The sequence below is a fragment of the Ignavibacteriales bacterium genome, from assembly GCA_026390595.1.
Classification (GTDB): domain Bacteria; phylum Bacteroidota; class Ignavibacteria; order UBA10030; family UBA10030; genus UBA9647.
Genome location: JAPLFQ010000006.1, coordinates 87,489 through 114,073 on the forward strand (window position 1 = coordinate 87,489; position 26,585 = coordinate 114,073).

General features: G+C 49.6%; 19 protein-coding genes. 5 read left to right on the top strand and 14 right to left on the bottom strand.

Annotation, left to right across the window (positions count from 1 at the left end; translation table 11 throughout):
• Positions 1–4: 4 nt before the first annotated feature.
• Together NTU47_02280 and NTU47_02285 are read right to left on the bottom strand one after the other, a co-directional pair.
• A complete protein-coding gene (locus tag NTU47_02280; GenBank protein ID MCX6132615.1) occupies positions 5–2,713 on the bottom strand; it encodes a hypothetical protein in 2,709 nt (902 codons plus the stop codon).
• Between the two features lie 36 nt (positions 2,714–2,749).
• Entirely contained in the window at positions 2,750–4,597 is a 1,848-nt protein-coding gene (locus NTU47_02285) for a VWA domain-containing protein (GenBank protein MCX6132616.1), read from the bottom strand.
• Positions 4,598–5,644: 1,047 nt separating this feature from the next.
• Here NTU47_02285 and NTU47_02290 point away from each other — a divergent pair.
• Entirely contained in the window at positions 5,645–6,493 is an 849-nt protein-coding gene (locus tag NTU47_02290) for a DNA/RNA non-specific endonuclease (protein ID MCX6132617.1), read from the top strand.
• A 68-nt stretch (positions 6,494–6,561) separates the two neighbouring features.
• Here NTU47_02290 and NTU47_02295 read toward each other — a convergent pair whose 3' ends face one another.
• Positions 6,562–7,548 carry a sigma 54-interacting transcriptional regulator gene (locus tag NTU47_02295; protein MCX6132618.1) on the bottom strand — a complete coding sequence of 329 codons (987 nt, stop codon included), beginning with the start codon at positions 7,546–7,548 and terminating at the stop codon, positions 6,562–6,564.
• A gap of 686 nt (positions 7,549–8,234) precedes the next feature.
• Between NTU47_02295 and NTU47_02300 the strand changes: the two genes are divergently transcribed.
• Entirely contained in the window at positions 8,235–8,438 is a 204-nt protein-coding gene (locus tag NTU47_02300; GenBank protein ID MCX6132619.1) for a hypothetical protein, read from the top strand.
• A gap of 741 nt (positions 8,439–9,179) precedes the next feature.
• Here the strand turns inward: NTU47_02300 and NTU47_02305 are convergent.
• On the bottom strand, positions 9,180–10,232 hold the full coding sequence (locus NTU47_02305) for a nucleotidyl transferase AbiEii/AbiGii toxin family protein (GenBank protein ID MCX6132620.1): 1,053 nt from the start codon (positions 10,230–10,232) through the stop codon (positions 9,180–9,182).
• Positions 10,229–10,954 carry a hypothetical protein gene (locus NTU47_02310; GenBank protein MCX6132621.1) on the bottom strand — a complete coding sequence of 242 codons (726 nt, stop codon included), beginning with the start codon at positions 10,952–10,954 and terminating at the stop codon, positions 10,229–10,231. The genes NTU47_02305 and NTU47_02310 overlap by 4 nt, the downstream gene beginning before the upstream one ends.
• An 846-nt stretch (positions 10,955–11,800) precedes the next feature.
• Here NTU47_02310 and NTU47_02315 point away from each other — a divergent pair.
• Positions 11,801–13,150, top strand: coding sequence for a hypothetical protein (locus tag NTU47_02315; protein MCX6132622.1), 1,350 nt, complete (start codon positions 11,801–11,803; stop codon positions 13,148–13,150).
• A gap of 16 nt (positions 13,151–13,166) precedes the next feature.
• Here NTU47_02315 and NTU47_02320 read toward each other — a convergent pair whose 3' ends face one another.
• The 9 genes from NTU47_02320 to NTU47_02360 all read right to left on the bottom strand — a co-directional run bounded on the left by NTU47_02320 (position 13,167) and on the right by NTU47_02360 (position 24,276).
• Complete coding sequence (locus tag NTU47_02320; GenBank protein ID MCX6132623.1) at positions 13,167–14,027, bottom strand: hypothetical protein; 861 nt, start codon at positions 14,025–14,027, stop codon at positions 13,167–13,169.
• A 136-nt stretch (positions 14,028–14,163) separates the two neighbouring features.
• Positions 14,164–14,862: a SprT family zinc-dependent metalloprotease gene (locus NTU47_02325; GenBank protein MCX6132624.1), complete on the bottom strand. Its 699-nt coding sequence runs from the start codon at positions 14,860–14,862 to the stop codon at positions 14,164–14,166.
• Positions 14,859–18,080 (bottom strand): HsdR family type I site-specific deoxyribonuclease, encoded by a 3,222-nt coding sequence (locus tag NTU47_02330; GenBank protein MCX6132625.1) that lies wholly within the window; start codon positions 18,078–18,080, stop codon positions 14,859–14,861. The genes NTU47_02325 and NTU47_02330 overlap by 4 nt, the downstream gene beginning before the upstream one ends.
• 2 nt (positions 18,081–18,082) lie before the next feature.
• Positions 18,083–19,318, bottom strand: coding sequence for a restriction endonuclease subunit S (locus NTU47_02335; GenBank protein MCX6132626.1), 1,236 nt, complete (start codon positions 19,316–19,318; stop codon positions 18,083–18,085).
• Positions 19,296–19,619, bottom strand: coding sequence for a hypothetical protein (locus NTU47_02340; protein ID MCX6132627.1), 324 nt, complete (start codon positions 19,617–19,619; stop codon positions 19,296–19,298). The genes NTU47_02335 and NTU47_02340 overlap by 23 nt, the downstream gene beginning before the upstream one ends.
• 145 nt (positions 19,620–19,764) lie before the next feature.
• On the bottom strand, positions 19,765–20,982 hold the full coding sequence (locus NTU47_02345; GenBank protein MCX6132628.1) for a nucleotidyltransferase: 1,218 nt from the start codon (positions 20,980–20,982) through the stop codon (positions 19,765–19,767).
• Positions 20,976–22,160 carry an SAVED domain-containing protein gene (locus NTU47_02350; protein MCX6132629.1) on the bottom strand — a complete coding sequence of 395 codons (1,185 nt, stop codon included), beginning with the start codon at positions 22,158–22,160 and terminating at the stop codon, positions 20,976–20,978. Before NTU47_02350 ends, NTU47_02345 begins: the two co-directional genes overlap by 7 nt.
• A gap of 5 nt (positions 22,161–22,165) precedes the next feature.
• Positions 22,166–23,698 (bottom strand): type I restriction-modification system subunit M, encoded by a 1,533-nt coding sequence (locus NTU47_02355; GenBank protein ID MCX6132630.1) that lies wholly within the window; start codon positions 23,696–23,698, stop codon positions 22,166–22,168.
• Between the two features lie 8 nt (positions 23,699–23,706).
• Positions 23,707–24,276 (bottom strand): restriction endonuclease subunit S, encoded by a 570-nt coding sequence (locus NTU47_02360; protein MCX6132631.1) that lies wholly within the window; start codon positions 24,274–24,276, stop codon positions 23,707–23,709.
• 320 nt (positions 24,277–24,596) lie between these two features.
• Here NTU47_02360 and NTU47_02365 point away from each other — a divergent pair, with 320 nt between their 5' ends.
• Both NTU47_02365 and NTU47_02370 read left to right on the top strand, forming a co-directional pair.
• Entirely contained in the window at positions 24,597–25,382 is a 786-nt protein-coding gene (locus NTU47_02365) for a hypothetical protein (protein MCX6132632.1), read from the top strand.
• Positions 25,379–26,578 (top strand): nucleotidyl transferase AbiEii/AbiGii toxin family protein, encoded by a 1,200-nt coding sequence (locus NTU47_02370; protein MCX6132633.1) that lies wholly within the window; start codon positions 25,379–25,381, stop codon positions 26,576–26,578. Before NTU47_02365 ends, NTU47_02370 begins: the two co-directional genes overlap by 4 nt.
• Positions 26,579–26,585: the final 7 nt, after the last annotated feature.

Below are 26,585 nucleotides of genomic sequence, written 5' to 3' on the forward strand. Positions count from 1 at the left end.
GTGTCTAGAGTGATTTCAGAGACTTGACGTAATCGTCAATATCTTTTATTTCTAGGTCAACCTGTTTCTTGATGTCATCACCTGCTCCGGTAGCACCGCTTATGAGTTGATCTCGATATTTCGCCAGGTTTGTTGCCACAGAATCGTTCCCAAGCCGCTTCGCCTGTGATTCAACAGATTCCCTTATCTCACGAATGAGATCAACATTAGACATGAACATCTTCATTGCTTCCCTTCTTCCCTGGGCTAGCTTCACCATGTATTTGTCAACAGCATTTCCCATGCTTTCCGATCTTGCATAGTAGTATTGCCCCTGTTTGCGAATGAATCCAAATCCTAGATCTTCTGGGGCCAAGGCAATTGACCAATATCTTCTTCCTTGCTCATCGTCAGATTCCGGGAACAGATCTGGGAAATTTGCCTCCATGTTCTTATCCGTGTGATAATTGAAGGGGGCGTTTTCGTCAAGATAGTCTTCTCGGAACTTTGCGGCACGATGGATGGTGAATCCTGGAATGGCAACCTCGGTCTTGAAGAAGATGATCCGATGTGGATCTCCAGTAGCGACGCATGAAGGGTTTTCAATTGAGCCAGTGAGTTTGGTAAGCAGCTCTTTCCTTCGCATTATCGTCTCATCCTTATCCGGTACACCGAACATGTAGATCGTCTGAGTCTTGTTGCGCGCCTCAACCGTATACTGCCAGAGGGGGGCTGCCATCTCATCCAGATGTGTGACTATTGATGCGAGTTCGGCTTCTGGGAGTTTCTTGAGTTCTGTTTCAATGTCAGTGTCCACCAGTTGCTTGACGACCTTCTGCTCACCACAATACTCCAAAATGACTTTCTCGACATCAGGTGTTTGCATATCGGGCCATTCGGTGATGCTTCGGTTGGAGTTCTTTAACCAAGTGATGAAATCGCTCAGATTCACAGTCCCGGTCTCAGTCTTGCTCAGTAAGTAGTCATCCAAGTTAATGGCAAAGGCCTTGATCTGCGGTTTCTTCCCCTGTGCTCTTTGAATATCATTACTTAACGATTGTGTAAGCCTCGACAAATGGCCCTTTATTTCATTTACGCGAGACTGCCATCCTTTCATTTCCGCAAGGAGATTTGAATAGAAATCAGCACCTCTTTCACGTCGTTTCTTCTCTCTGAGCTCCATTGCCTCGTTCATCGCATTGCGTTGATAATTAGCGCAGGCCTCCTGAACGGCCCGGGTGGTTCCAAGCATTTTCGTTTCGGCTTTTTTAACGTCCTCAACGAGAACGTCATATTTTGACTGGGTCTTCTTACGTCTTACTTCGTATTCATTTCTTTCGTCGAGCATCATTGATTTGAATGCATCGAGTCTCCCACACAATATGTTGACGAACTTCTCAGAATGCGTTATCCCGTACCCCGAGTTGATTCGTTCTTCTAGCTCCTTCCTCAATGCTTTGAGCTTCTGCTGCAACAAGTTGTCAAAGTTCTTGTTCGCTACCTGAAGGGTTTCTTCCTCAGCTCGATTAGTGTAGAGGGTCTTTGTCTCTATGATGCGCTGAGCCGCCCCTTTTCGAGCATCTGGCAACTCAAAGGCACGCAACTTGGAAGGAGGAATAATGGCGTCGATCACATCATCCCTGTCCCTATCTTCTCTTATGTTCATCACGTCGATAAGTGACTCGACTTCGTTTGAGACGTCCAAATTGACTTCACCCTCATAGATGTTGATCAACTTCAATGCAATTTCTCTTGATACTAAATCCGCAAGTCTTCTGCCATCGTAGAAAACCTCGCTGACGCCGAAACTTGAGAACAGTGGCCTTTTCCCTTGGATTTTTTTCAACCCTGAAAGGACGCTGGTAGCGTTATCGAGCGTATCTGAACTGCCCTTCGCCAAAGCACCGCAAGAAAGGAGCAAGCCCGTCCCTAAAAACTCCGTGAGGTCCTCTATCTCACGATACTCCGTATTCTGTTTGTTTATGTTGTCCACGAGGTAAACCAGATTAAAAGGAGGTTTTTCCATGCTGATTTGCTCATCACCAAATCCATACTTCTGGTTGATGGACTGACCTTCGAGGCACATGTAGTACTCAAGCTCTTTCAAGGCTGCGTAGGCATTCGGTTCAACATTGTCTGTAAAGGGATGCGATTTGAAAATGCTAGGCAACAATAGATATCCGACAATCTTGTCATTGCTGTCGAGGCCACTGTTTCTGAACAAGAACGCCACGTCAAGAAATGTGCCGCTCCCGGTACCGCCTCCTAAAGATGTCACGATATTTATCGAAATGTGCTTCCCCATGACTTCGTATTTGTCGTTCTGGACTCGTCCGACGCTAAAATCACGAACTTTGCCCACGACATTTCGGATTGCCGACAGCACACTTTTGCTGTTTGCGAACAGAGCCATTCTTCCAACCCCACGAATTTGCCCTGCTCCATCAATCGCGGAGCGAATGGGCACACCGTGATCTGGAAACCACTTTCTGATGTCGGGCTGAGTTCTTATCAAGCCAGCGGCATCCTCGACCTGGATGGGTACGAACTCACCACCTTCGAGCTTTTCACCATCGGGTTGATAGGTTGGTTGTGTGGTATCAAACACCAAGAACTTAACTGTTGGTGGTATGTCGCCATATACTTGCCGAAGCTTACGTTTGACGTTCAATACGGCGTCTCGCCCGGTGCCTCCAAGCCCAACCATTATCGATCTACGAATAGAATAAGGCATGATCAACCTCCCAGATTAAGCATCTCGTACCTGTCGTCAGTCCGGTTTCGGAAGACGAATGTTGTTGTACCTAATTTTTGCCCGAACGACTTTGCCAAATTCAATCAGCTGGCCATCAAAGATATGCTCAGTGAATATTGGGGAACCGTCGACCTTCACGACGCTATCTTCGCTTGCAGTGATCTTGATAACGCGTCTACCCAAATAAGTGGCAAGCTCCATGCGAAAGCCACCGTCGATTTCAGCTAAGATGTCACCACCGGCACCGACTTTGACTTCTTTTCGACCTCTCAGGCTATGCGTGTCCTGTTTAGCTTCCGGTTCGAGAACCTCGAGTTCACCTTCAAGGACTGGGAACCACGTAGCCGATAGGCTTTCTACGCCCTCAATGGGACCGACTCCTTCCTTCAAACAGTACGCAGTGTAAGCCAGAAGTAGCAGACAAAGAAGAGTCGCAACCACAGCAAGCATCCAAACCCACCATGTCCACGGAGGGGACGCCAAATGGAAACTCCAACTCAAGCTCTTTGCTTGAGGATTCCCTTTTACGTCATCAAGCCCGGCCCCCTCTATCCGCAGGTTTTGCCCTTCGAAAACTATCTGGCCGCTGTAAGAACCAGCGGAGAGATCGGATTTGCCTCTGAAAACGAATACAAGCTGTTTGACCTCTGAACCAACCAACCCTTCAGATCCGTGTATCTGAAGTATTGAAAGGTCAGTTCCTAGGTCCAAGTGCTGGGGATTGGCGTCATTCTCCGTCACGCGGACTTTCATCTTTTCACCGGCCTGCTCCGCTTGTAGGTTAAATCGAAGGAGAAAGGTCTTCTTCGATTCAATCACTTCGTCCCGAGCGAGCTTCTGGTCTCCCAGAGAAAGTGGGAATACACCACCGCTTGCAGGGACTATTTGAACGATTCTTTCCGGTTCAAAAAGGAACCCGACTTCAATCTCATCAGGCACGACAATTACCAAAGGGTCGCTCGATACTAGGTGGAAACGGCCGGTGTAATTGCCCTCTTTCATTCCTTGTGAGTTAACAAGCGAAAAATCCAAATTGACGTTCTCGGCTGGATAGAACGTGTGTGGCGAGACGTCTGCATAAGCCCCTTGCGATTTTAGGTTGGCGAATTCAGGTTCTATAGTTACGGTATAGTTGGTGGGCAGTGAATCCTTTGCGCGAACTATGAACTTCTCTATTCTTGTTGTTCTTGGCGTCTGTTTCAAGTTGCCGAAGTTCAATAGCGGTATCACGGTTTCAACTTGGATTATCGGATGAACATTGCCAGCTCTTTCCTGGACATACTGCATTCTTTCGAATTTCTTGAACTGTGCTTCTTTGTTAGGATCGCGCGGAAGTCCAAGTTCTGTGTAGAAGAGCCAATCATCCTTGCCCCGTTTGAGATTGAAGTGATTCAAAATACTTGAGAGAGTCCATCCTTTGCTAACATTGTCATCGCCGTCCGTGTAGACAAAAAACACGACCGGCCTTTGTTCTTTTTCTTGTTGTCGCATGAGGTCGACAGTTCGAAGCACTTCTTCGACCGAATTGAAAATCGCTGTGGCCTGGCCGCCGGCGTTCAAAGCGTCAACATATGCCTGAATTGCATTGGCGTCCTGGACGCTATTGACTTCGAATGTTTTTACCCCAAGGGTTTTTTCAGCGAACGGAAAAAGGAGAACCCTTGAGCCAGGTTGAATCTGAGACACAAATTCCTGAATAGTTTTTTTGACCGACGGGAAAATATTAGTATGTCCGGCTTGTCCCACCATTGAAGCCGAAACATCAATTAGGAACACGTAATCAACGCGCGTCACTTTAGCCTGAGCAATTGTGGCGGACGGCAAGGCCACTGTCAAGAATAGCGTTAACGCGAAAAGTCGCATTATCTGGCTCCTTAGATCTCTTACAAGACAGGATGTCATTCGGGTTGGTGTCAGAAAAGAAATGATCGGTTCAATCCAGACTTCATAAAGGCTGTGGCACGAGTGTTCTGCTGGAGCTTGCGGAGAGCCGGAGAAAACACCAATTCAGTCAACCATGAGCCTCATGTTCATTGCAAATGGAAACAAGAGTGGCACACAACACGACGGACTTCCTGCTAATCGGATGAGTCCTTCGTTTCTTGAAATTGGAGGATCCGTCCAAGAATTGAGCCGTCTCAGGTGGATCAAACCTAATCTAGCTCTCCTGCGAGTTTCATTGATTCAGAACGTGGTGTCGAAGAATGTTGCCAACAACAGTAGTGTACTCAAGAAGTGAGATGTCTTTGAAAGAATCAATAGGTACAAGTACCGACAAGTTCTTGTCGTCCGAAAAACGTACAAATATTTTCGGAATATTACCGCACAATTGCCCCAACCAGTGTCTACTGACCTTAGTAGGATAGTGCGAATGATTATTAAGCGCAATATTGAAAAGAACGTTTTGTGCCCAAATAGGAACGACTATCGAGGTTGCCTCAACTCCTTGTTAGGAATCTTTATACGAATTGGAAATAGTATAGTGGTGGTTCCTCAAGTGAAGTGAATGGCAGAGTACTATGAATTTCGTGAGGACTCACTTCTTTTGGCAAATTGAAAACGGTTTGGATTAGGAAAGGATGATGTCGGCTTTGGAGAGACAGGGTTGCCTAGTATATTACGAAATTGTCGTGGTGGGCATGAATTGGCGTTTGTGAAGCTATCTCAGTAGATTTGGCCAGTCAACACATGCGAAAAAGCAGATCGCTGTTTCGTGAGGAAGAGGATAATCTTGGTCGGATCAGGTAGGAATGTGGTAAGCGAGCTCAAGACTGAACGCTCTGAGATTGCTGGGCTTCACTTTTCTGGAGGGCGCTCAGAACGAGGACTCACCATATCAGGTCTTCTGCGTTGACCAATTAATTGGATTGCTGCACGACTACCGTATCACCACCGCCTCAAGGGACCCCAATGAAGAGATTCTTTGTCCTCCTTAACGTGTGCATGATGTTTGTCGCCTGCAACGGTCAAACCAAGAAAGTGCATCGGGCCGGAGACGCTACAGCCGTAAGTGCTGATACGTCGATGCCTGCGCCTCTTGTCGGTGATGACAATGTGAAATATGGATACCCAGGAGGCAGGGGCATCGTTCTCAGAAAGCAATTCTATGTAATCCTTTTCGACACGACAACGCTCGTTCCCGAATGGGTTACTTATCATCTGACCAAGGAAGACCTGCAAGGGAACGTCAACCGCGAGGACAAATTTCGTCCTGATCCCGATCTTCCAGAAGGGAAAAGATCCGAGCTCAGAGACTTTGAAAAAAGTGGGTTTGACCGAGGCCATATGGCACCGGCTGCCGATTTTAAGAGAAGTGACGAGGCAATGTCGGAGACCTTCTTCTTGTCAAATATGGCACCGCAGCGTCCAAACCTCAACCGAATCTCCTGGTCGCATCTGGAGGATGAAGTCCGGAAATTGGCGAAGAATCATGGGAGCATTTGGATATTCACAGGCCCTTTGTATCTGGACAGCCTCGAGCACAAGAGTCTGCCCAAAGAACACATCGGCCCAGACAATGTTGCAGTCCCGACGCACTTCTTCAAGGTGATCCTTTGTAAGCATCCGGATGGGCTGCGCGAGATGTTCGCATTCATCATGAAGAATCAATTGGGAAAACTAGCGGGAAGCTCGAAGGATTACACTGTTACCGTTCGGAAGGTAGAAGAGTTATCGGGATTGAACTTCTTTCATCGCTTGCCGGATGATGAGGAAGAGCGATTGGAGACCACAGGTGCGGTGACGTGGCCGGTGCAATAGAAGTGGGGTTGCGGCGGATATTTATCGACCGACTGTTTGCGGCTGGGATGAGGGTCCAACAGATCTTCTCAAGCGGGGATGGTTTTTCGGCGGAACGACCGTTCGCTAATTCCTAACGATTGTGCGGTCTTTGGTTCGTGTCCGGCATTCTTTGCCAGTGCTCGTCTGATGATAGCTTCTTCAATGACTGACAGAGACTGGGGGAGAGAGAACTCGGTTCCCTCATCGATCATCAAGATCATTTTCATCACCTCGAGATTTTCCCTCTCCTGAATGGATGTTTGAGGATTGACCACCAGGACGCTGCGGATGTGGGCCTTCAACTGGATGACGTTTTGTTCCCACCGCTGTTTCTGAAGTAGTTTGAGAACCCCAGCTTCCAACTTTCCGTCGCTTTTAATGCCAAGTCTCACCCGAACGCGTTCCGGGTCCGGTAGGTCCCAGCTATCCAGAAACTGATTCAAGAAATGGTTGACAAGGAGAGGTATGTCTTCCTTTCGCTTGCGCAGGGGTGGGACAGTAACGTGTTCGTATTCTCTGAGTTTGAGGAAAAAAGGATCGGTAATTCTGCCCTCGCGGTAAAGAGTACGCAATGGTTGCCTGAGAGTGAAGATGACTCTGCCGAGCACGAACTGGGGTGTGTTGGATCCAAGTCTCGTGACAGTCCTTGTTTCAAGTGCCTCTGCGAGCTGCTCCTGTAAGAAGGGATCCGCATAGTCGATGTGCTTGAGGACGATTGTCGATGGGGGCTCGAGGCAGCTAGGGTGGTTGGTGTTGAGTTCAGGGGGACAAGCACCTACAAGCTCCAACCTTTGATCGCGTTCGCTCAAGACGCTGAAGTTGACGGAACTCAGTTTCAACGACCTCCGAGGGCCGCGGGCATGGATGGCTTTGGCAAGAAGTGTCTTGCCGACACCGGTCTCGCCGATGATCACGAAGGGCTCAGCCTGGGCGGAGAGGTAAGGAATTCTCGCTTTGAGCCTGGTGATTGCAGGGCTGCGTCCTATGATTTGCAGGGAGTCCAGGGTTCCGGTCCGGATGAGAGAGGAGAACACGGATTGACCAGCAGTGTGGCGGCAAGAGGAAGATTGTCTTGCGCCGAATGGTCTCTGGACTCAGAAGGTCTCTGGACTCTAGACTAGATTTTGAAGAAGGGAAATGATTGCAGGGTGAGCTACTATCCTGCTAAGTGTGTGGATCCGGTGCTGAGAATACCAGAATCGCGGTGAAGTCGGGGTGTTTGAAACAGAGCATGTTGTTGAATTGTGAGATTTTGGACAAAATAAACGCGGTGCAAGATAGTGAAGACAAATAGGCCAAAGCAAATGCAAACGATTGGCAGTTTGAGCGGTTGAAAAGAAGGGAACACCTTGGAATAGAAAAGGCAGGATGTTCGATTGGGTGTGACGCCACATGTCAATACAAGGTAGCGTCAGTCATTTCTCTTGCTTCTCCAAGAGAAGGAGACCGAAATCATGACGCTCGTGTTTGAACCGCCCCCCGATTGCCGGAATGTCGGTGCGTGGAGTTGAGCAAAGCCGGTGTGGATAGGAGGAGTTTGCACCGAAATTAAACGCACGGGGTTGTTCCGCCCATCGCGCCAGCCGATGATTTCGGGGCTAGGGGCAATTGAACAACCGTGAAGAACAAAATGCCAAGCGATTGGTGCATAAATGCAAATGGGAAAGCTTTGCATTGCGATAAGCGACATCGTATCTTCAGAGCACACAAGGGGAGACATATGAAGAAGGTTCTGAATCCGCTGAGCTTCCTCAGCATCGGTGACAAACTGGAAGGACGGTTTCCCTTGTTCTCTTCGCCGGCGCCAGTGGAGAAGGATGACAGCAGGGACGCCGAAGGAATCGTTGTGTGGCCTCCGGAGGACTCAACAATCATTGAATCCGGAGAAAAGGGGACGAAAGCAGCCCGGGCGTTATGGAACTAAAGACCAACGGAGACGTGCGGAGCCTTTTGAGACACTGGACAAAACCAGAACTTCAGCATTTACCTACCTGGGGCGAATCCCATCGCGGGGGAAAGACAGCGGCCATGGTGGTGGGGGCCGGTTCATTCTCGCCTTTCCCCCCGCGAGTTAATTTCTGCTAAAGAATTAGGATTCTTCTTCCTCAATGATGAATTCAATCGTGGGGGGAGAGACATTGGTGTTGATGCGGACATACTCCCTTTCATTGTTCTTGTGCTTCTTAGTTTGAACCTTCACCACCCCGCCGCTAATTTCTGCCCGGACGTATCCAAAGCTGTTTACCAGAAGTTCGTTTGAGTTCCTAGGAACTGGGACAGGTGTGTCAAACGGGAGCGTTGTACGCTTGAAGACCTTGGTTGAGCCCATATTCAATCCGATCTGATTGAAATGAAAAAGACCTAAACCGACGGCCTGGATTCAGGCTGTCGCAGCTTAGGTCTCTGGACTCAATGGTCTCTGGACTCGGATAAGATGTTTGAACGTGACGCGGGGGAAATATAGCGAGTGGGAGAGGTAAAAACAACCACCGACGGTCAGCGGGAGTGAAGAATAATCATTGCTGCTTCAATAGCAGGAATGGGCTGGCCTCATTAAAGCGAACGTTGATGGATTGGGAGCTCATTACTTCTGAGGGTCGCCAAGCCTGGAATTGAGCCATCGGAGAAGAGATGTTTAATCTGAGATCGGTTTGTTGATTCTATATCATTGCAATAACTTAGAAATTACCCACCAATAATAGAAAGCCTCGGGGTTCGTGTTCTTGAGTTTGTTGAACGCTAGGAGATTCCCAGTCAATTGCTCATTTCGAAAGTCCTCGATCTTCCCTAGGCCGAAGCGATATCGATCCAGATCCGCCTCCAGCAGTCGCTTCTTAAGGACCGTGGCAATAAATGCAGCCCTGGACGCAGCGACTTTTGCATCAGGAAGCGCGAATCGTTCCGTCAGCAGGTAAGGGTGAACTGCTTTCATTCCGGCCCGCAGTTCGGTACTTTGCGGAGTGTCTGAGAAGCCTTTCAAGTCGATCCGACAGATTAGCTGACTCGTTGCGATGATGTCATCAAGGACATCATCGGTGGTAAACGACGTGTTGCGATACGTGTTCTGCTGTGAACGAACCCGTTCAAAGGTCGAGAGAATGTCGTTGGGAAAGGAGGCGTTGTGCACAAGCTCTCCGATATCAAAGAGCTGTTTGACGATTTCCAGTGCCTTGCCTGATTCATATAACACGCCAGTCGTGTTCGGAGCATAGGCAGTGAGCTTGTCACCGAGGATGTCGTCCAGCGCGGGAACCGTTACCTGAAGGCGTTCTTTGGCGTGAAAAAGCTCATTCCGTTGGAGGTACGTCTTCTGAAGATGGGCGTATGAGTGACTATCGCGGAGCATGTCGATCAGTACGTAGTTTACGGACGGGACGAAGATCGATTCATAAAAAAGTTTGACGTGTGTCGCCGGGACTTTTCCCGCACGAATATCTTCTTTGACGCTCGTGAACCTGGTGCCCCGAACGGCGTTTGAAAGCGTGTTGAGCGGGATGTCGCCGACGATGTCTACGTCGATCGAAAGGCGCCTGACTTCGGGGAGGAGCAGAATCAGCGCTGTACCCCCTTTGAATACGAACGGATGCTCTAATCGCGAGAGCACACCGAGGGCCTCAAACGCATAGAGCGTCTTCTCAAGGATCTGAGGGCTTGCCTGAGGATATTGCTTGCGAAGGTTGCTGATCCATTCTTTCGAAAAACATGTCTCGTCGATCATTCACACACCAAGTTCTTGTCGGCGTGATGAAGGGCGTTCACCAGATTGCGACGCATTTCCCGGCGTCGCGCATATCGCAGCATGCGGGCCATGTTGATGCGACCTGAGTCGAGAATATTCCGTGCAACCCGTTCGTACTCGGCGTTATCCATCAGCATAAGTCGGTCTTTTTCGACAAACAAGTCTACAAGGAGTTTTTCGATCGAGGCGTAATGTGCTTCGACAGGGGCCTCTGTGATGTTCGGTCGAAGAACGATTGTGCGGTCTCCTATCATGAATTGTTTCGCTGTTTCCGCTTTCCCTGGATTGGCGTAAACGTTAAAGTTCTCCCCTCGCAGATACTCAAACAGAGGCATCACGTCATCGACGTCAACGTTGAGCAAGGTAACAAAACGTACTGGTATGTGGTGTGAGTATCCCTGTATCTGAGCCGTTGTCCAACACGAGAACGGAAGCAGTGGAAATTTCTTCGAAAGGAGAGTGACGAGGTCAGAGAGGGGGCTCGTATCCAGGCTGAAGGGTTTTTCGATTGTTGAGTACCACCCGTATCCGGCGTCATGAATCACGCCTTTTGCCTTCAGGTCGTAAGCATATTGGCGCACCGTTTGTGCCTTGAATCTGAGGGATTTCCGGGTGAGGTATTTCCTCAAGGCCTCTACGGCGAAGTACTTTCTGCCGGTAGTGAAGTTCAATATAGTGCTGCGGATATCGAGTGTTTTCATCACTTGCTTACGGTGGTGGTTTTGTATGTATATCTGGCAGATAGACGTTCTATCTGCCACAAATATATTCGATTAACGGGACACTCGCAAGAAGCGAACGGAGGTATGGATCAATGGCACATAAAGACATATGTGCCGATGCTTTAGAGCGACAGGAAGGCCTAAAATCTGCAGGAATGGGCAATTTTGGCGAAATGACGAGAATGACGGGGAGCAGCCAGTAGGGGGGAAAAACACACGGGCGAACATCGAGAGACGCTTTCAACTCATATGTGCTTGCCAGCGGCTTACTTTGATGCTTCGAGATGAATCGTGGATGAATCGGGTTCACCGTAAGAGGACCAGTTGCACTTCAGAATGAAGTGAACCAAGATCGTGGATTGTCGATGTGTCATCCAGGAAGAGTCGCGCCCATCGCCCGATTTCTCAGATACTCCCTCGCACGTCGGGAGCATTCGGAGATCACGGCCAAGTCCGAAAGCAGCAAGCGAAGTCAGACCATTGCTACTGATTGGTTGTCATGGGGAATAGGAATCGGCTGACGGAAGCAGCAGGTGAAAAGGTGAACATATAAGGCCCTCCCGCATTATCGGAACCGTTTTCTCATCGTAAACGTTCGCGAAACAGAGAAATTTTGCGTGTTCCAGGGTCTCGACAAGATCCTCTGAAAGCAAGCGCATTTCCAGAAATCCAGGCAAGGTTTTAGTCCAATACTACAAATCAAAACAACCAGACCACTGCAAGGACCCGGGAGACAATGTTCTTGAGTTGTGAAATACTCAGGATGTCCGCTTGTCTAGATCAATTGGGTCTCTTGTGAGGGTTACATCATGAGGAGGGTGACAGATGCCTTCTATCCAGCTCCAACAGACTGACTACGGCGGATGCAAAATGACGCCGAAGCCGAACAGTACGATCACGCTCAAGAGGGCATTACCGGACGGTCAGTGGACGGCTCCTGCCAATCCGCCGAAGACGTTTGAAGGGAGACCGACTGCAGGCGGCAACGATATCACGCTGAACCAACCATGGGCTGAATATCAGATCGACATCCGTGCGAACCTCATCGACGCGATCGTCGCTGCACTCCAGGGGTTGTTCAATAGTTTCTCCACGTTGCTCGCCGGGGAGATCAACAAAGGGGTAAGTGACGCGGCAGAGAGGCTCCGAGAGCTCATAGGGGACAAATTTCGCGAACTTCAGATCACCTGGACCTGCGAATTTGAAGTTGACACTGCAACGACGGTCCTCGTTATCCACAGCCATGATTACAACGTGCAGATCACGAAGACGGTCGCAACCGCCAAGGACAGAATGAGCTGGTTGATGGATACGCGCTTGCGGATCGCCGGCCAAATGGCGGACGGTGCCCGCATACATGTAAACGGCAAGGCAACGCAGGTAGATTCGGCAGAGGCACATGACATGGTATCCGTCGGACCGGGGACACACACTGTGGAGTCCATGTCGAGGATCCGGTTGGACTGTGAGGGATTCCTGCACGACATAGAAAATATCTTCAACGAACTCGTGGCGGCGATCCAGGAAGGACTCAATCTTCAACAGGCCGTGGCGGATTTCATCGCCCAATGGATCAGGGACCACACCACCACCACCATATTCGTCGGCGGGCCACCTTCAGCCGACGACGTGGAGGCGGAGCGGAAGCGAAAAAAGGAGGAACTGGAGGCGAGGATCAAGGCCGATATTAAACGGTGCGCTGACACCATCTACAAGGAACTGATCAACCTGTTGCAGGAGTACCGCGGTCAGGTCGCGATTGATAAGAGTATGGTCGAACTCGTATGTCTCAGTGAATCCGGGATAGGGAGAATTCGGACGGCTCTGCACAGTGCATCGAAGAAAGAGGTTGACAAGAACAAGGACAACAAGGGCAAGACCAGAAGTCAGATACTCAAATCGGATGAGCATGGCATGTTGATTCCGGGAAGGAAACTCATTGCGAACGACGATTGGCTGGCTATGGGGCTGACCGGAGCCGATTATTACTTCATGATTGTGCCTGCAGATCAAGTCGAGCGTCCAGTTAAGATAACGGCGTTCACCAGTCGAGCCGTGGCACCCGAGGAAACAGACGGTCTGCACATTGAGTCTCCGTTCGGTGGGGCGAACGCCGAAATAACTAAAACGACCAAGGAGGGAGGGGGGAAAGGCAAGCCGACGAATCAGGGGTAGCGCTTTTTGAGACCGATCAGGCCTGAGAGTTACCTTCATCCTTGCGTGGTACAGGTGGGTCTTGGCCTGGTCGGTCAGATGTGAACGCAGCCAAGGCACCCTGATTGAGACGATTGATGATCTGGCTGAAATATACCCGGTCCGGATCTTGCGCGGCAATATCGGTTTTGCGTGTCCTACTCACGTAACGGCCAGAAAATTGTCGCGACACGATCAATCCACTCCGCCCAGTTATCGCAATTGGCATACTCAGGTAGATTATTCCGGCCATGGTTTGATGGTGGAGGTTCTTGTACCACATTTTCTTTGTATCATCGTGTGCCCGTTTCAAAACATCCATCGCTGCATCATGACCTTCTTGCGCCGTATTCACCAGCAGCGTCTCAGAATTTGGGAGAATTCTTTTGGTGACGCAAAGAACACCTAAGCCACGAGCGGCTTTCTCCAATTGATGGTTCTGGTATCTTCTTTGCAGTTGATGATGAATGTCATTGATTGTCCCGGCAATATCAGTTCCCGATGGTCGTTTGCATTCAACGTAGAATGCCGACTTCTCATCGCTGACAACGACATCGGCCTCACTGTCGAAATCCACCGTGAACCCGGCTAATGCAAAATGGGCTGCTATGACCAGCTCGAAGGCGGTATTTCGTGGTTTGTGAGAAGAGCCATCTGGTTTCTCATCTACTGCGTGTTTCGGACCTTCAAGTACAACTTTGAGTTTCTCGATCAAGCTCGGAGTTTGGATACGAGAGAGCCCGAGGTGGATAAAGATAAGATCACTGGCCTCGGCGGCTGTATCGTATGCCTCGCGATGAAATGAAGGGGGAAGGGAGAGTCTTCCTTCGGCGAGCTTCAACTCGTCGCGGTACTTCAAGAAACGCGACCTTGAGTAGTCGAGACCGAGTGAGCGAACCCAATCGAGAGCTCGATCAAGATCTTCCAGAAGGCTCACTCTATGCAATAATGGAATATTTGTCATGTAATCGAGGGCGGCGACTAAAGGGAAGCACTCAAGCGAGAAACCTCTCCAATCGATCCTTCCAGAGTTCCCAATCCGGCAATATCCGTGCCTGAAGGTCGACGAAGTCTCGATTATGATTCCTATGAACAAGATGACAAAGCTCGTGGACGATAACGTATTCAATGCAGCGTCTTGGAGCTTTGATCAGTTCAGGATTTAGTATGATTTTCCCCTTGGTGGTGCAACTTCCCCATCGTTTGGGCATTTCTCGAAGTTGGAGTTCGGTAGGTTGAACATGCATCGTTCGGAAACGGGGGAGCCACACTTCCAGGATTTCTTCGAACCGACACTCGGCATGAAACCAGTACCATTCCTTCATCAGGGATTTTACATCCGATGGCTTGTGCGACACGACAGTGAAGTACTTTCCAATGAGTCTCACTAACTCCGTTTTCCCCTTTTTGACTTTAAGCCGGTATTGCTTTCCAAGGTAGAGGTGGGTCTCTCCACTCAAGTATCGCTTTGGAGGTTGCTTGGGATAGAATGCAAGGAAGTAGTCTCGCTGTTTCAGGATCCAAGGAGCCCGCCTTCGGACAATCTGATCAACCCTGACCGCGGGAGCACCTGCAGGAGCTTTTACCAAGACCTGCAACTCCGGAGTGACGGTAATTCCCAGAGTCTTCCGATGATTGAAGAACAGCAAGTACTCAATCTTCTTCGAGCCAAATTCAATACTTCGCTTTGTCATTTGTAGCGCACCTTCGCGACTTCCAGGCATCTGTCGGCGATCTCATCTATCTCGTCGAACGAGAGGTCCTTCTCATACTTATCCCTTACCTCGTCGATCAAGAAATCGCCGATGGATATGAGAATCCGGCCCGTGATGTCGGTCTTGTCCTGCCAGTCGATGATCGGCTTACCGCCGTCGAATACCAACTCACGCATCGTTGCGTCGATCGTAAGCGCCGCTGAAATACTAACCTGCTTCAGGATAACATCATCCTGGATCTTTGATTCGAGCCCTGTGCTACAAATACCATAAAAGGCTCTTGCAATATCGTGGTTCAACAACTCTGATGGAATGTCTTTGTCTGTGTGCGATATCACTGCATCCATGATCTCTTTGGTCTTCACCAGGTACTGTGCCTCCGACAGGCGATGTTGCTCGTATGCTCTGATGGCTTCTTTCAACATTTCGGAGAATTTCTTGTAGAAAGCGGGATCTTCATCCATCTTCTCCGTGATGTGCCGTTCCGTGCGCGATGCGATTTTGTCGGCCCGGGCAGCCTCACCGATCGTTTCCTCCAATTCGTGCTGGAAAGCATCCGTATCGAAGATATTGACAAGCCGAGTGATCGGCTTGACCTCATCGGACTGGATGTGCTTGTCGACCAGTTTTTGGATCTGGTCTTCGTATGCCGAATAGTCTATCACATCGGAATAACGCCGCGAGACGGAAGACCTGAGACCGAGGAAGAACGCAGCATCGTCTTTGTATTTCTTCATCGTGTCTTCGGCGGTATCATGGTGGAATTCGATCGTTGATAAGGCCAGTTTGAGGGCACGGGAGTAGCTCGACAGGCGATCATAGAACATCACCCTCAACGCTTCATCGCGGAGTAGACGTTCGAAGGCCTCCTCGTCTCTCTTATTCGCGACGGTCTTGAAAATATCCCATACCTCCGAATGCTTCTGTGGTAGTTTCTTGATCTCCTCCTTGATATTTGTAACCGTGCCGGCGAGATCTTCGTGATCATACTCCTGCAGTCCAGAGTAGTTTTGCAGAGCTTGATCGAGTTCGCTCAGCACGCCGTAGTAATCAACGATGTACCCGAAGTCCTTTCCCGGGTAGACCCGGTTGACTCGAGCGATCGCCTGCAGGAGTGCATGTTCCTTGAGGTTCCTTGTCAAGTAAAGAACGGTGTTGGCTGGGGCGTCGAATCCCGTGAGAAGTTTATCGACCACGATAATAATTTCCGGCTTCGGCTGATATTTGAACCGGCTGATGACGTTCTGCTCATATTTCTTCGGCGTTCCATGCTCCTGCATCATGCGGTCCCAGAACACCTTCACGCGTCCGACACTCTTGCCGTATGCTGTATCTTCACCCTCGCGATCATCCGGCGGTGAAATCAGAACTTCCGTGGAGACGATTCCGATTTCATCGAGATAGTTCTTGTAGCGGATCGCGGAGTCCTTGCTTTGGCAGACAAGCTGCCCCTTGAAGCCAGTTCCTTGCCAGGCGTCGCGGAAATGGGTGCTCAGATCCCATGCGATGGCATATATCTTCTGATCGGCGACATTCAGTTGCTCTGCGCGGGCGAATTTCTTCTTTAGGTCCGATTTTTGATAGTCAGTAAGTGGCTCTGAGACTTTCCTGAAGTACGTGTCGATAGGCTTCTCATTCACCTTCTGAATTGCATGTCTTCCCTCGTAGAGAAGTGGAACGACGGCTCCATCCCGGACAGCGACATCCACTGTGTAAGTGTCGATAAGTCCGCCGAATCTGGTTGCGGTGTTCTTCTCCCTCTTCATGAGCGGGGTGCCGGTCATTGCAACGAAACATGCGTTTGGCAACGTCTTTCGCATTTGGATATTGAAAGACCCATACTGAGTGCGGTGGCCCTCATCGACCAGGACAAAGATGTTCGGCGAGTCGAATGATCTCTTGGCGTTCTTGAGCGCTGCCTCAAACTTGTTGATGATAGTTGTGATGACAGCGTCACTTTTACTCTCAAGAAGCTCGATGAGGTTCTGGCCGGTGGCGGCATTCTGAACGACCATTCGGCATTTCTTGAACGTACCGGTGATCTGCTCATCGAGATCGACGCGGTCTGTGACAAGGAGTATTTTGGGATTGATAATCGATTCATCCAGAGCGATGGCTTGAGCCAACATTACCATCGTCAGCGACTTGCCGCTTCCCTGGGTGTGCCAAATGACACCTCCTTTGCGAGTTCCGTTTTCGATTGTCCGGATCCGGTTCATCGTCTTCTTCAGGGCGAAGAACTGCTGGTAGCGAGCGATCTTCTTGACACCAGCTTCGAAGATGATGAAATTGTGGACCAGGTCGAGAAGGCGATCAGGTTTGCAGAGTCCGAAAAGATACTCATCCTGGGCTGTGGGGATCAGGTTTGTCTTTTCGAGCTCGTCAAAGTATTGCCGGACGTATCGAAACCTCTCGGCGAAGAGGAGTGCTTTTTGATCGGGTGTCAGAGGATTATTCTTTAAAAGGTGAAGCGATTCCTTGTAGGTTTTACGTGCCTCATCCTCTTCGAGCCGTTCGTCCCATTTCGCCCAATACTTTTCCTCGGTGGCGTTGGTTCCGTATGCTGCATGATTTGTTGCAAGCCCTATGACCAGCTGCGCATAGACATAAAGGGGGCGAATACCATCCTCTTGCTGGTTTCTCAGATGTTGTGATATTGCCTGTTTAAGGGAGTCTTTCAGGTCGGGGCGTTTGCACTCGATGACAACAAAGGGGATACCGTTCACGAAAAGAACGATGTCAGGACGGTAGTGCTCATCGCTTCCTGAGCGCATTACTGGGAATTCTTCGGTGACGTGATAGACGTTATTCTTAGGATCTTCCCAGTCGACATACTGAAGCGTATAACTCTTCTTGTCACCGTCGATCGTCTGTTCCAGAGCTTTTCCCAACGTGAGCAGATCATAGACATATTCGCAGGTGGCCATGTAGCCCTCCTGCAGTGGAAGGTCCCTGAGCGCCTCGATGCCGGCCTGGATATTCTGTTGGGAGAATCCGAAGGCGTTCCCTTTGTACTGGAAGGTGTTGAGTGTCTCCAAGCGCTTGCGCAGAATTCCCTCAAGGAGAACGTTCGATGTCTTTCCAGAGCGCTGCTTCAGAGCCTCTTCAGGGGTTAAATACGTGAAGTCGAGGTTCTGCAGGAATTGTAGCGCAGGGATTTGACTGATGTGGTCTTCTTTGAAAGAGGGTGTTTGCATGATCAACTCGTTTTAATTCGTATTTGACCGGTCATCAGTTTCTGCATCAGGCCCTTCCGCTGCTCGATAAGGGCTTCGAGTTTCCGTTTAAGCACATCGAGTTCCATGTCGGTCGATCCGAGGACGGCAACGATAGCCATTTGTTCATCCATTGGCGGAAGCGTCAAGTTGATCTTCGAGAATTTTACCCACCTCAGCCCGCCCCTCCGGTTAATTGAGCCCTCCATCCTTTTTTTGTACTGGTGTATGTACCTCGGGGTCTTTAGGAGAGCAAATAGAAATTCGTCGTTCACGGATTTGGTTGTCTTGAATACGGTGTACATGGGGCTGATAAGTGCTTCCCTATATGATGCCTGATAACCTATGGAACCTTCTTCGACATGATTGGTTGCATACGCAAAGGCGCCTTTCGGAACAACTTTGTAGGTGCTGAGATTGTCGCTGAACATCTTTCTGCCGAAGTACGCAAGCGAAGGGACGAGTCCATCATGCTTTGTGCAAGAAAGTACAACGAGATCCTTGTTGGTCGGGTTTTTGATTGCCAGTTGAGAGGCGACCTCGCCAATGACCACGGTGGACCAATTTCTCCTGAAGCCCGGCAATCGCATATTGCCGATGAGTAGTCGTTGCATGAGAGCTTTCTTGCGTCCTTCTTTTTCAGAGATCAGCTGCGCTGTTTTGGAAATGACGGCGTCCCATGTCAGCAGAATCTCCACTATGGCCTTTTGTTCTTGCAAGCTGGGAACTGGCGCAAGTCCAAGAAGCAAATCATTTCTGCTTAGTCCCGGTATGAGACCTGACGAAACACTTTCGAATCGTCTTTCTCTTGACCTCAGGAATTGAAGAAGGAAATCGTTATTCCAGCCGGTTGCTCGGATGGCCATTAATTGGCGGCTGATGCAGTAGTCAGCGTCCGCTTCTACAATTTTTCCAGACCCAGCTCCCTTAACAACAATCAGGATGTCACCTTTCCTACAAATTGTTGTTGGCTTGTCTGTCCACTTTGTGGATTTAATGACCCCTTCTGAGAAATCGGCGGGGCCGGTGAGGTAGGGGACTCCGATACCAGAGGTGTTGCAGTCTTCCGAAAGGACATGCTGACCCGAGAAGAGATCTATTCCTTTGGACAATGCCTTCAAGTCCCATTCATTCGGAATCCATCCGAGGGGCGTGTGCCTGTATCCGCGCCTACGAGCTACGGCTGTCCGAGTTGCCTTAGCGCTTGATTTCACTATCATCGAACTCGATCTGCTGGTTGATGGATTGTTTTTCCGACTCGGGGATATGCTGGATCCCACCTCCATGCCACGAGCCAGTAGCGAGCCAGATCTCATAGTGGAGCAGCCACTCGGATGTCCAGGGAATGATGGTATCGCCAATGTACATTCCGGAATTCCATTCCCTCGCTCTCCGGTAATAGAGACACAGTCGCTGTTCCTCAGTACTGTACACATGTGGCAGTCTGGATTCACCAGGAAACAAATCGAGTTTGGGACTGGCGACGTAGACATCGGGATGTTGGCCCCGAAGGTAAATCACTTCAATGTCGTATGAATTGCTCAAAGGCGATGGAGTGACTGTGTGGGTCCATACCAACTGATTGTGATGTAAAGACAAGTGGGAGCCAGGGAACAATGAACGTATTCTGGCTTCCTGCATGGCGAAATTCAACGAGCGCTTTCGGTTACCGACCATGGAAGCTATGCTCCTTCACGGATGAACCAGCATTTCCTAGGACTCCCGTTACTGCAGCCATCTTGAGTGCCCCGGTTTCCCTGAGTCGGCGAAGATTATCTCCGTAGTTGCTAAACGCCTTGATGACCGCATTTTTCCCGAACGGTTTCTCAAGAGATTCACGGATCCTGTCCATGCCCGTCTGGGCAAATGTGCGGTCGATGTCAGCTGCCACTTGCCCCATCCACTTGTAGAAATTGGCTTCCTTCTGAGGCTCAGTCGGCCATTTGTCGGCGAAATTCTCCTCGAGATTTACCGGGTTTGGGATGTGCTTCACGACCTTTCGGTGAACAGGTGAATACAATTCTCCGATATGGGTTGGCATTGTTCTGACCACATTGACCAAGGCATCTGAGACATTGGTCTCCTTGGCGTATGACATTGCAGCCAGGGTTGTGATGATGATGGAAATAGGTTTATCTTTGTCGCCATTGAACATCATGTCCCGATGGCGCTTCAATATTTGAACAACTCTCTGGAGCGGTAGTTTATCCGTTCCATACGCGGGAACTGGCTGAACTGACTCACTCAGTCTCGCCGACTTTTCAAGGGTGAGCGATGCTTGTCGTTCGAACCAAATTCCATATCCGAAGGGATTGCTTTTCAACCATGCCTCGGGTTCGATGGCAGTCCTATAGTTACTCTCTTCCTTGTCTGTGATGCGAATGGCTAATTCTTCATAACCAGCTGCCGCGAAAGTACGAAGAGATTTCTCGAGAACTAATTTGTAACCGCTGCTCACGAGCGAGGGGAGGATGTCGACATGAAACTTAGAAGCATCTGCGTAACGAAGTGTCCAGCACCTTCTACCGTCAGGAATGACGAGGAGTTTCTTTATGGTTTCGTTCCCCTTGAGTCGGTTTCCCACTATGTTCTTGAGATCAAATTGCGTCCACTCGGGCTGTTTCCCTTCAAATCGACAAACAACATCGATGTCGAGCTCGTCATTCTCATTCTCCGGTCTCGTCATTGTTCCGAAGAGAAAGGAACCCTGAGGCAAGATCTCCGGAAGATATTTCGCGAGCGGGGAGCCTTCACGCGCAAGCCAATCGCCGACAAACTGATAGCTCGTAACCGCTGCATCGTGTTGGCTCTTCGTTATGTCTAGAGTCTTGCCGAGTTCTTCCAAGATGTCGCCAAATTGCTTAGACTGTTCCGATGTTAGCATATTCCCCCCTGTTCGCTTTGTGAGCCTGCGTCACCACTGTCACCCCTATTGGAGTTGCTAATTTCCATCACCTTAGTGAAGCCACCTGTTGCCTGATTCTGATCGTAGATGATTAGAGGAAGGTCTGCCTTTGGCATCCAGACCCTACCAAGTTCAACAGCTGCAGAAACTGGCATTGCGGGGCACACATGAATCTGTGACTTTTCGCCGTGTGCGGCTTTAATGCGATCGAATGCCCGACGGCAGATCATGCGAAATTGCGTGAGCAATTCTCTTGTCTTGAGAAAGTCGTTGTTCGGATTGTCGATCGTGATTGTCCAGATGCAGGACTTGTCTGACAAGGTATCATGTATACGCTGATCCGTAACCGTTGCGCTCAGTGACACTTTCAGCACTGGAATGCCGATTCTTTGCTTTGGCTCGAGGAGGAGGATCTCTTTTGTTTCAGCTTCTTGTTGCCAATTCCAAGTTGAAGGTTCGCGATGCCGTTGGTAAACATCTGCCGGATAGATATCAGAGAGAAGCGTCCCCAATCGAATCAGGAGGGGCTGTGGTGCCAGGCCGAATATGGAAAAGTGCTGAACTTCGTCATTGCCCTTGAGCGTGGCGACCTTTTGTCGGAAGAGTGCCTCAAGGTTCTGATTTTCTATCAGCCAATACTCAGGAGTCCTGTCCTGCCAAGAGGTATTCTTGAGACCCAGTTCGATAGGCCTGGTTTGTGCTGGATAACGATTGGGCAACAAAGCCGCGTACGCTTCTGAAGTGGTGAGGGGTGTTCCGTGCTCCCCAATTTTTGCCCCGTAGAATATCACATGGCTTCTCTTGTCGATTCTGATGGAAGTGAGCAGTTCGATTCGTGCTTCGTGATCATGTTTCATTTTTTGAAGCCGCGGAGCTGGATGGCCGGCCACATCCACCTTATCGATAAGACGATGGTGTTCGTCGCACATCAACATAAGATTTGATAAATCGTTCTTTAGTTTAGGTGATAGAACGGCGTCTCCTCTGGGTCCGCCAGGTTCATCGGCGAGGATGTGAGCTATGTAGGCTTGATTGAATTCGTATTTGGTGAGGCCGTCAATGTAAAGTGATTTGTTGCAGCCATCATATTCGCATCTGCCGGCGGCTTTGCCCCAGAGGATGAGTTTATTTGCTTGTGAAATTGAAGTGACTGACATGGTTGTTATAGTCCCAGTTTAGCCAAGTGTCTTTTCATTTCCTTCTGAACGCTCGCCAGCTCCTTTTCCAACTTGTCAATCTTTTCTTGAACTGCCCTAATGTCAATTTCTGCGTCTTCTTCGAAAGTGTCCACATACCGAGGAATGTTGAGGTTGAATTCGTTGGCCTTGATTTCATCAAAAGTGGCGACGTATGAAAACCCCTTCTCTACTACTCCAGCGGGAAGCTTAAGTGAATTGAAGCGGCGATATGTGTCAACAATGTGTTGGATATCGTCATCGCGAAGTAAGCTCTGGTTCTTCGCCGCCTCAAAACGCTGGCTCGAGTCGACAAACAGCACATTGGTGTTCTTTCCTTTGCCACGATTGAAAACCAAGATGGCAGCCGGAATGCCGGTCCCGAAAAAGAGGTTGGATGGGAGGCCGATCACGGCTTCGAGAAGATTTTCTTCGATGGTCTTCTGGCGTATCACCCCCTCTGAAGCTCCCCGGAAGAGAACTCCATGTGGTACAACAACACCTACTTTTCCCTTTCCTTCGTATGTCGTTTCAATCATGTGGCTGATAAAAGCCCAATCGCCTTTGCTTTTCGGGGGTAAGCCTCTCCAGAAGCGATTGTATCTGTCGTTGGCGGCCTCTTCGACACCCCACTTCTTCAGGCTAAAAGGAGGATTCGCTACGACAGTATCGAACTTCATGAGAGAGTCTTCCTCCTTGAGCTTCGGGTTTCGGAGCGTGTCACCCCAGCGCACGGTCGCGTTATCAAAGCCGTGAAGGAACATATTCATGACCGCCAGGGCCCAAGTGCTACCGTTTGCTTCCTGACCGAAAAGCGAGAAGTTATCTGAACCGACTTCCTTGCCAGCTTTGATGAGAAGCGAACCGGAACCACAAGTCGGGTCCGCAATCCGTGCTCCGGGCGCAGACCTCGTTAGCCGAGCGATGAGCGTGGAGACCGCCGGCGGAGTATAGAACTCACCGGCCTTTTTGCCAGCGTCTGACGCGAAATTGCCAATAAGGAATTCATACGCATCGCCGATGATATCACGCCCCTCTAAATGGGAGGGACGGAGATCGAGCTCGTCGATGCTGAAGTCGATCAACAGGTGTTTGAGGCGTGCGTTTTTATCTTTTACGTCGCCCAAGTTATTGGAATTGAAATCGATGCTACGGAAGATCCCCGAGCCATCTTCACCACCGAGTTTTCCGCGATTTGCTTCTTCGAGGCCGCTCAGCGCGATGTTGATTAGCTCCCCGACGTTTGATTCGTTACGATGTTCAAACAGGTAATCGAACGTGCAGTTTTTCGGGACGACGAACCTCTCGTGCTTCATGGCACGCGCTACACGCTCTTTGTCATTCTTGTATTTTGTCATGTAGCCGGCGTAGATGTCCTTGTGGACATCGCTCACATATTTGAGGAACAGCATTGTCAGGACATAATCTTTGTACAGCGAAGGATCAATGACTCCCCGGAAGGTGTCACATGCTCTCCAGACGATGCCAGTGATGTCGACTTTTGTAATTTTGTTTTTCATGGGATGGGCTATTCCTGATGAGCAAGGGTGATGAGTTTTTCTTGTAAGAGCTGATCTGTCAGAGTATCAATCTCAGTGCGAAGGTGCTTCTCCTTGTAGCGAAGCGCTGAGACTTCCAGAATAAGTTGCTGTGTCTCGAGATCAGGGATGGAGATCTTCAAGTCGGCGATGGACTTCATGGTAACCGCCGGAATAAACGTCCCCTTTGCAAAGGATTTTATCTGCGTTTGTGTTTGGGGTTGGTTCATGAACCAGCAGACATACTCAGGAAGAACCTGTTCCTGATATGTCGGATTTACCCTGATCACGATGAATGAGGTCGATGCTATTGCGGGTCCGATTGTGTCGTCATGCACGACTGCAAAGTTGCGTGAGCCTTTGGAGGCAAAAAGGATGTCGCTCCGAGTGAGGAGATCTTTCTGAAGCTTCTGTGTAACCTCAAGAGCCGGCTTGACCCTGGGATCAAACCTGCCCTCCGCGTCGAAGTGACCAGCCTGAAGGTAGAATGCCTCGGCCTGGCCCGTGGGCTTGGTGAAAACTCCGCTTCTCAGATTTGCGATTTCTTTGATATATGTCATGATTATGTTTTCGAGTACCGTCGCTACTAATATACTGTATGGATTGTGTTTTGTCAAGTTAATTTTGAGTACAGCACTTACTAAGTTGGCAGGACTCCGCTAGACTCTTGCGTCCTCTTGCATCAGATCGGATTACCTTGATATTCTGAGTACAATTAGCGTACTTGCAAAGGATTGTGGTACAAACGTGATGTACCACAAACTTGAGTACAACCTGTGTGCTTGCAAAGCTTTGAGGTACAACCGTGATTTACCACAAAGTTGAGTACAGTAGGAAAGGCACAAATGCGAAGAGTACAAATCTGAGGAGAATAGATTTCTTGAACAACAACATTGAAACGAAACTTGCCACGTTGCGAATCACTTTGTCCCATAAGAAGCGATTCTCTGTAGACGACGCGTGCAAAACGCTTGGGCTCAAAAGATCGAGCACTCTCTGGATACTGAGCAATCTCTCGAGAGCTGGGGGAATCGCCAGGGTGGAGAGAGGGATTTACACGTTTGATCAGAAGAGCCAATCCCTGAGAACGCCGAGCCTAAGCGGCGAACTCGCAAGGGCAATCGATGACCTGAGACAAGGGGGGATATCATTTGTACTGACGGGGATGGATATCTTATTGCCGTTTGTTCAACATCAGCCCACGAGAATATTGCACATGATCTATACGGGAACGGGGGCAGGATCTTGGGCAGAGTCTGTACTCAAACAATCATCTTTCACACCTGTACTAGACCCGACCCGGCAAGAAATCGAGAAGGTGCTCGAAATCATTCCAGAGAGATCCGAGCTTGTTGTGTTGCGTGAAAAAACAAGCCGATTAGGAGTGAGTGATTCACTTGCCTCCATCGAAAGGGCATTTGTCGATCTGTATGTCGAAGCGACGCGCGAACTGATACCGTTCTCAATACAGGAGGTGGCTCACATTTATCTCAATATGCGGTCCTCGCTTTCCCTCAACACGTCACAAATGCTGCGCTATGCCCACGACCGGTCGATCAGGCAGGAGATGAAGCATATTATTGAGTTCCCTGGAGGGTCCAAGTCAAGGATCTCAAGCGAACTCGCTCGGAAGTTTCTGAAGACTCTAGAGGCAATAGAACGATGATAAACTACGACGCTCTTATCCACAATCGAAATTACTTCGAGCGGGATCACATTGCAGCACGCCATACACAGTACCATTTTACGCAAGCGATAAAAGTCGAGACGTTTTTGTGGGATCTCGAGCTCTTTGGGCAATTGCAGCGAAGGTTGGGAGAGCGGGTAGCCCTGAAGGGCGGAGCAGCGGCGCAGTTGTATTTGGCTCCTGAAAGACAACGAACCAGCGTCGATATTGATGTGATCTATCTCGGTTCTGCCTCAGGGATACCGGATGTGCTTGCATCGATACATAGGGATCTTGGCGAGGATGATCTCTATTTCAAATTCAATAAACATACTCCCTTGAACCCTAAGACCGTTCTTCCCCTTGAGACGTACTATGTGACGGTCCCAGCCGTGACTGCAAAAGCGCCGATCAATATCAAGCTGGACTTCCACTTGATGGACACACTTGAGCTACCAGTGGTTGAACTGGAGGGAGCAGCTGCGTTCGTCGTTCCTCTTGCATTCAAGCCACGATGCATTTCTGCCTCAGCCCTGCTTGGGGACAAACTCCTCACGCTTGCGCAGGGAAGTGTCGGAATACCTCCGGAGCGCGAGGACGACATACCGAAGCAACTCTATGATCTTCACGAATTAAGCAGGATAGTCGATACACGGGACGTGAGCACAGTAATTCGTGCAATGGGTACGCTGTTTGCCCGAGAGTTAGCTGTCCGGACAGAAAAGGTTACCCTGCTGGAAGCTCTAGGGCAGATGATAGTCCTTCTGGAGAGATATTCGGGTTTGGACTCAGCGAAGAGCGATAAGGCGGCTAGGGATGCCATCCAGAATTTCAGAAGCAACTACGAGCCGCGCCCTTTCAGGAATCCGATTGCTTGGGGAATAGTCTCGAAACGGCTCCAGTTGCTGGCTCGGTGTTTCTTGGACGGGGCGCAACACCCGTTGACATATCTACAAGACGTCGATCGAATGGTCGCTTTAATAGCATTTGAAGATGAGAGGTTCGAGAAGATGAGACCGGCACTGAGGGAGTCGTTGAGAGTGGATTTTATCGGCATTCTTAAGACTCAAGGTCACGACGACGTGGCGAAACGGCTAAAGAACAGCCTCCCGGAGAGAGTTCTTTGGGAAGCGGTGACACCGACAAACCTCGAAGTGATTGGGGAGAAAATCGAGGCGCGGACGAAATCGATTTAGATGAGTT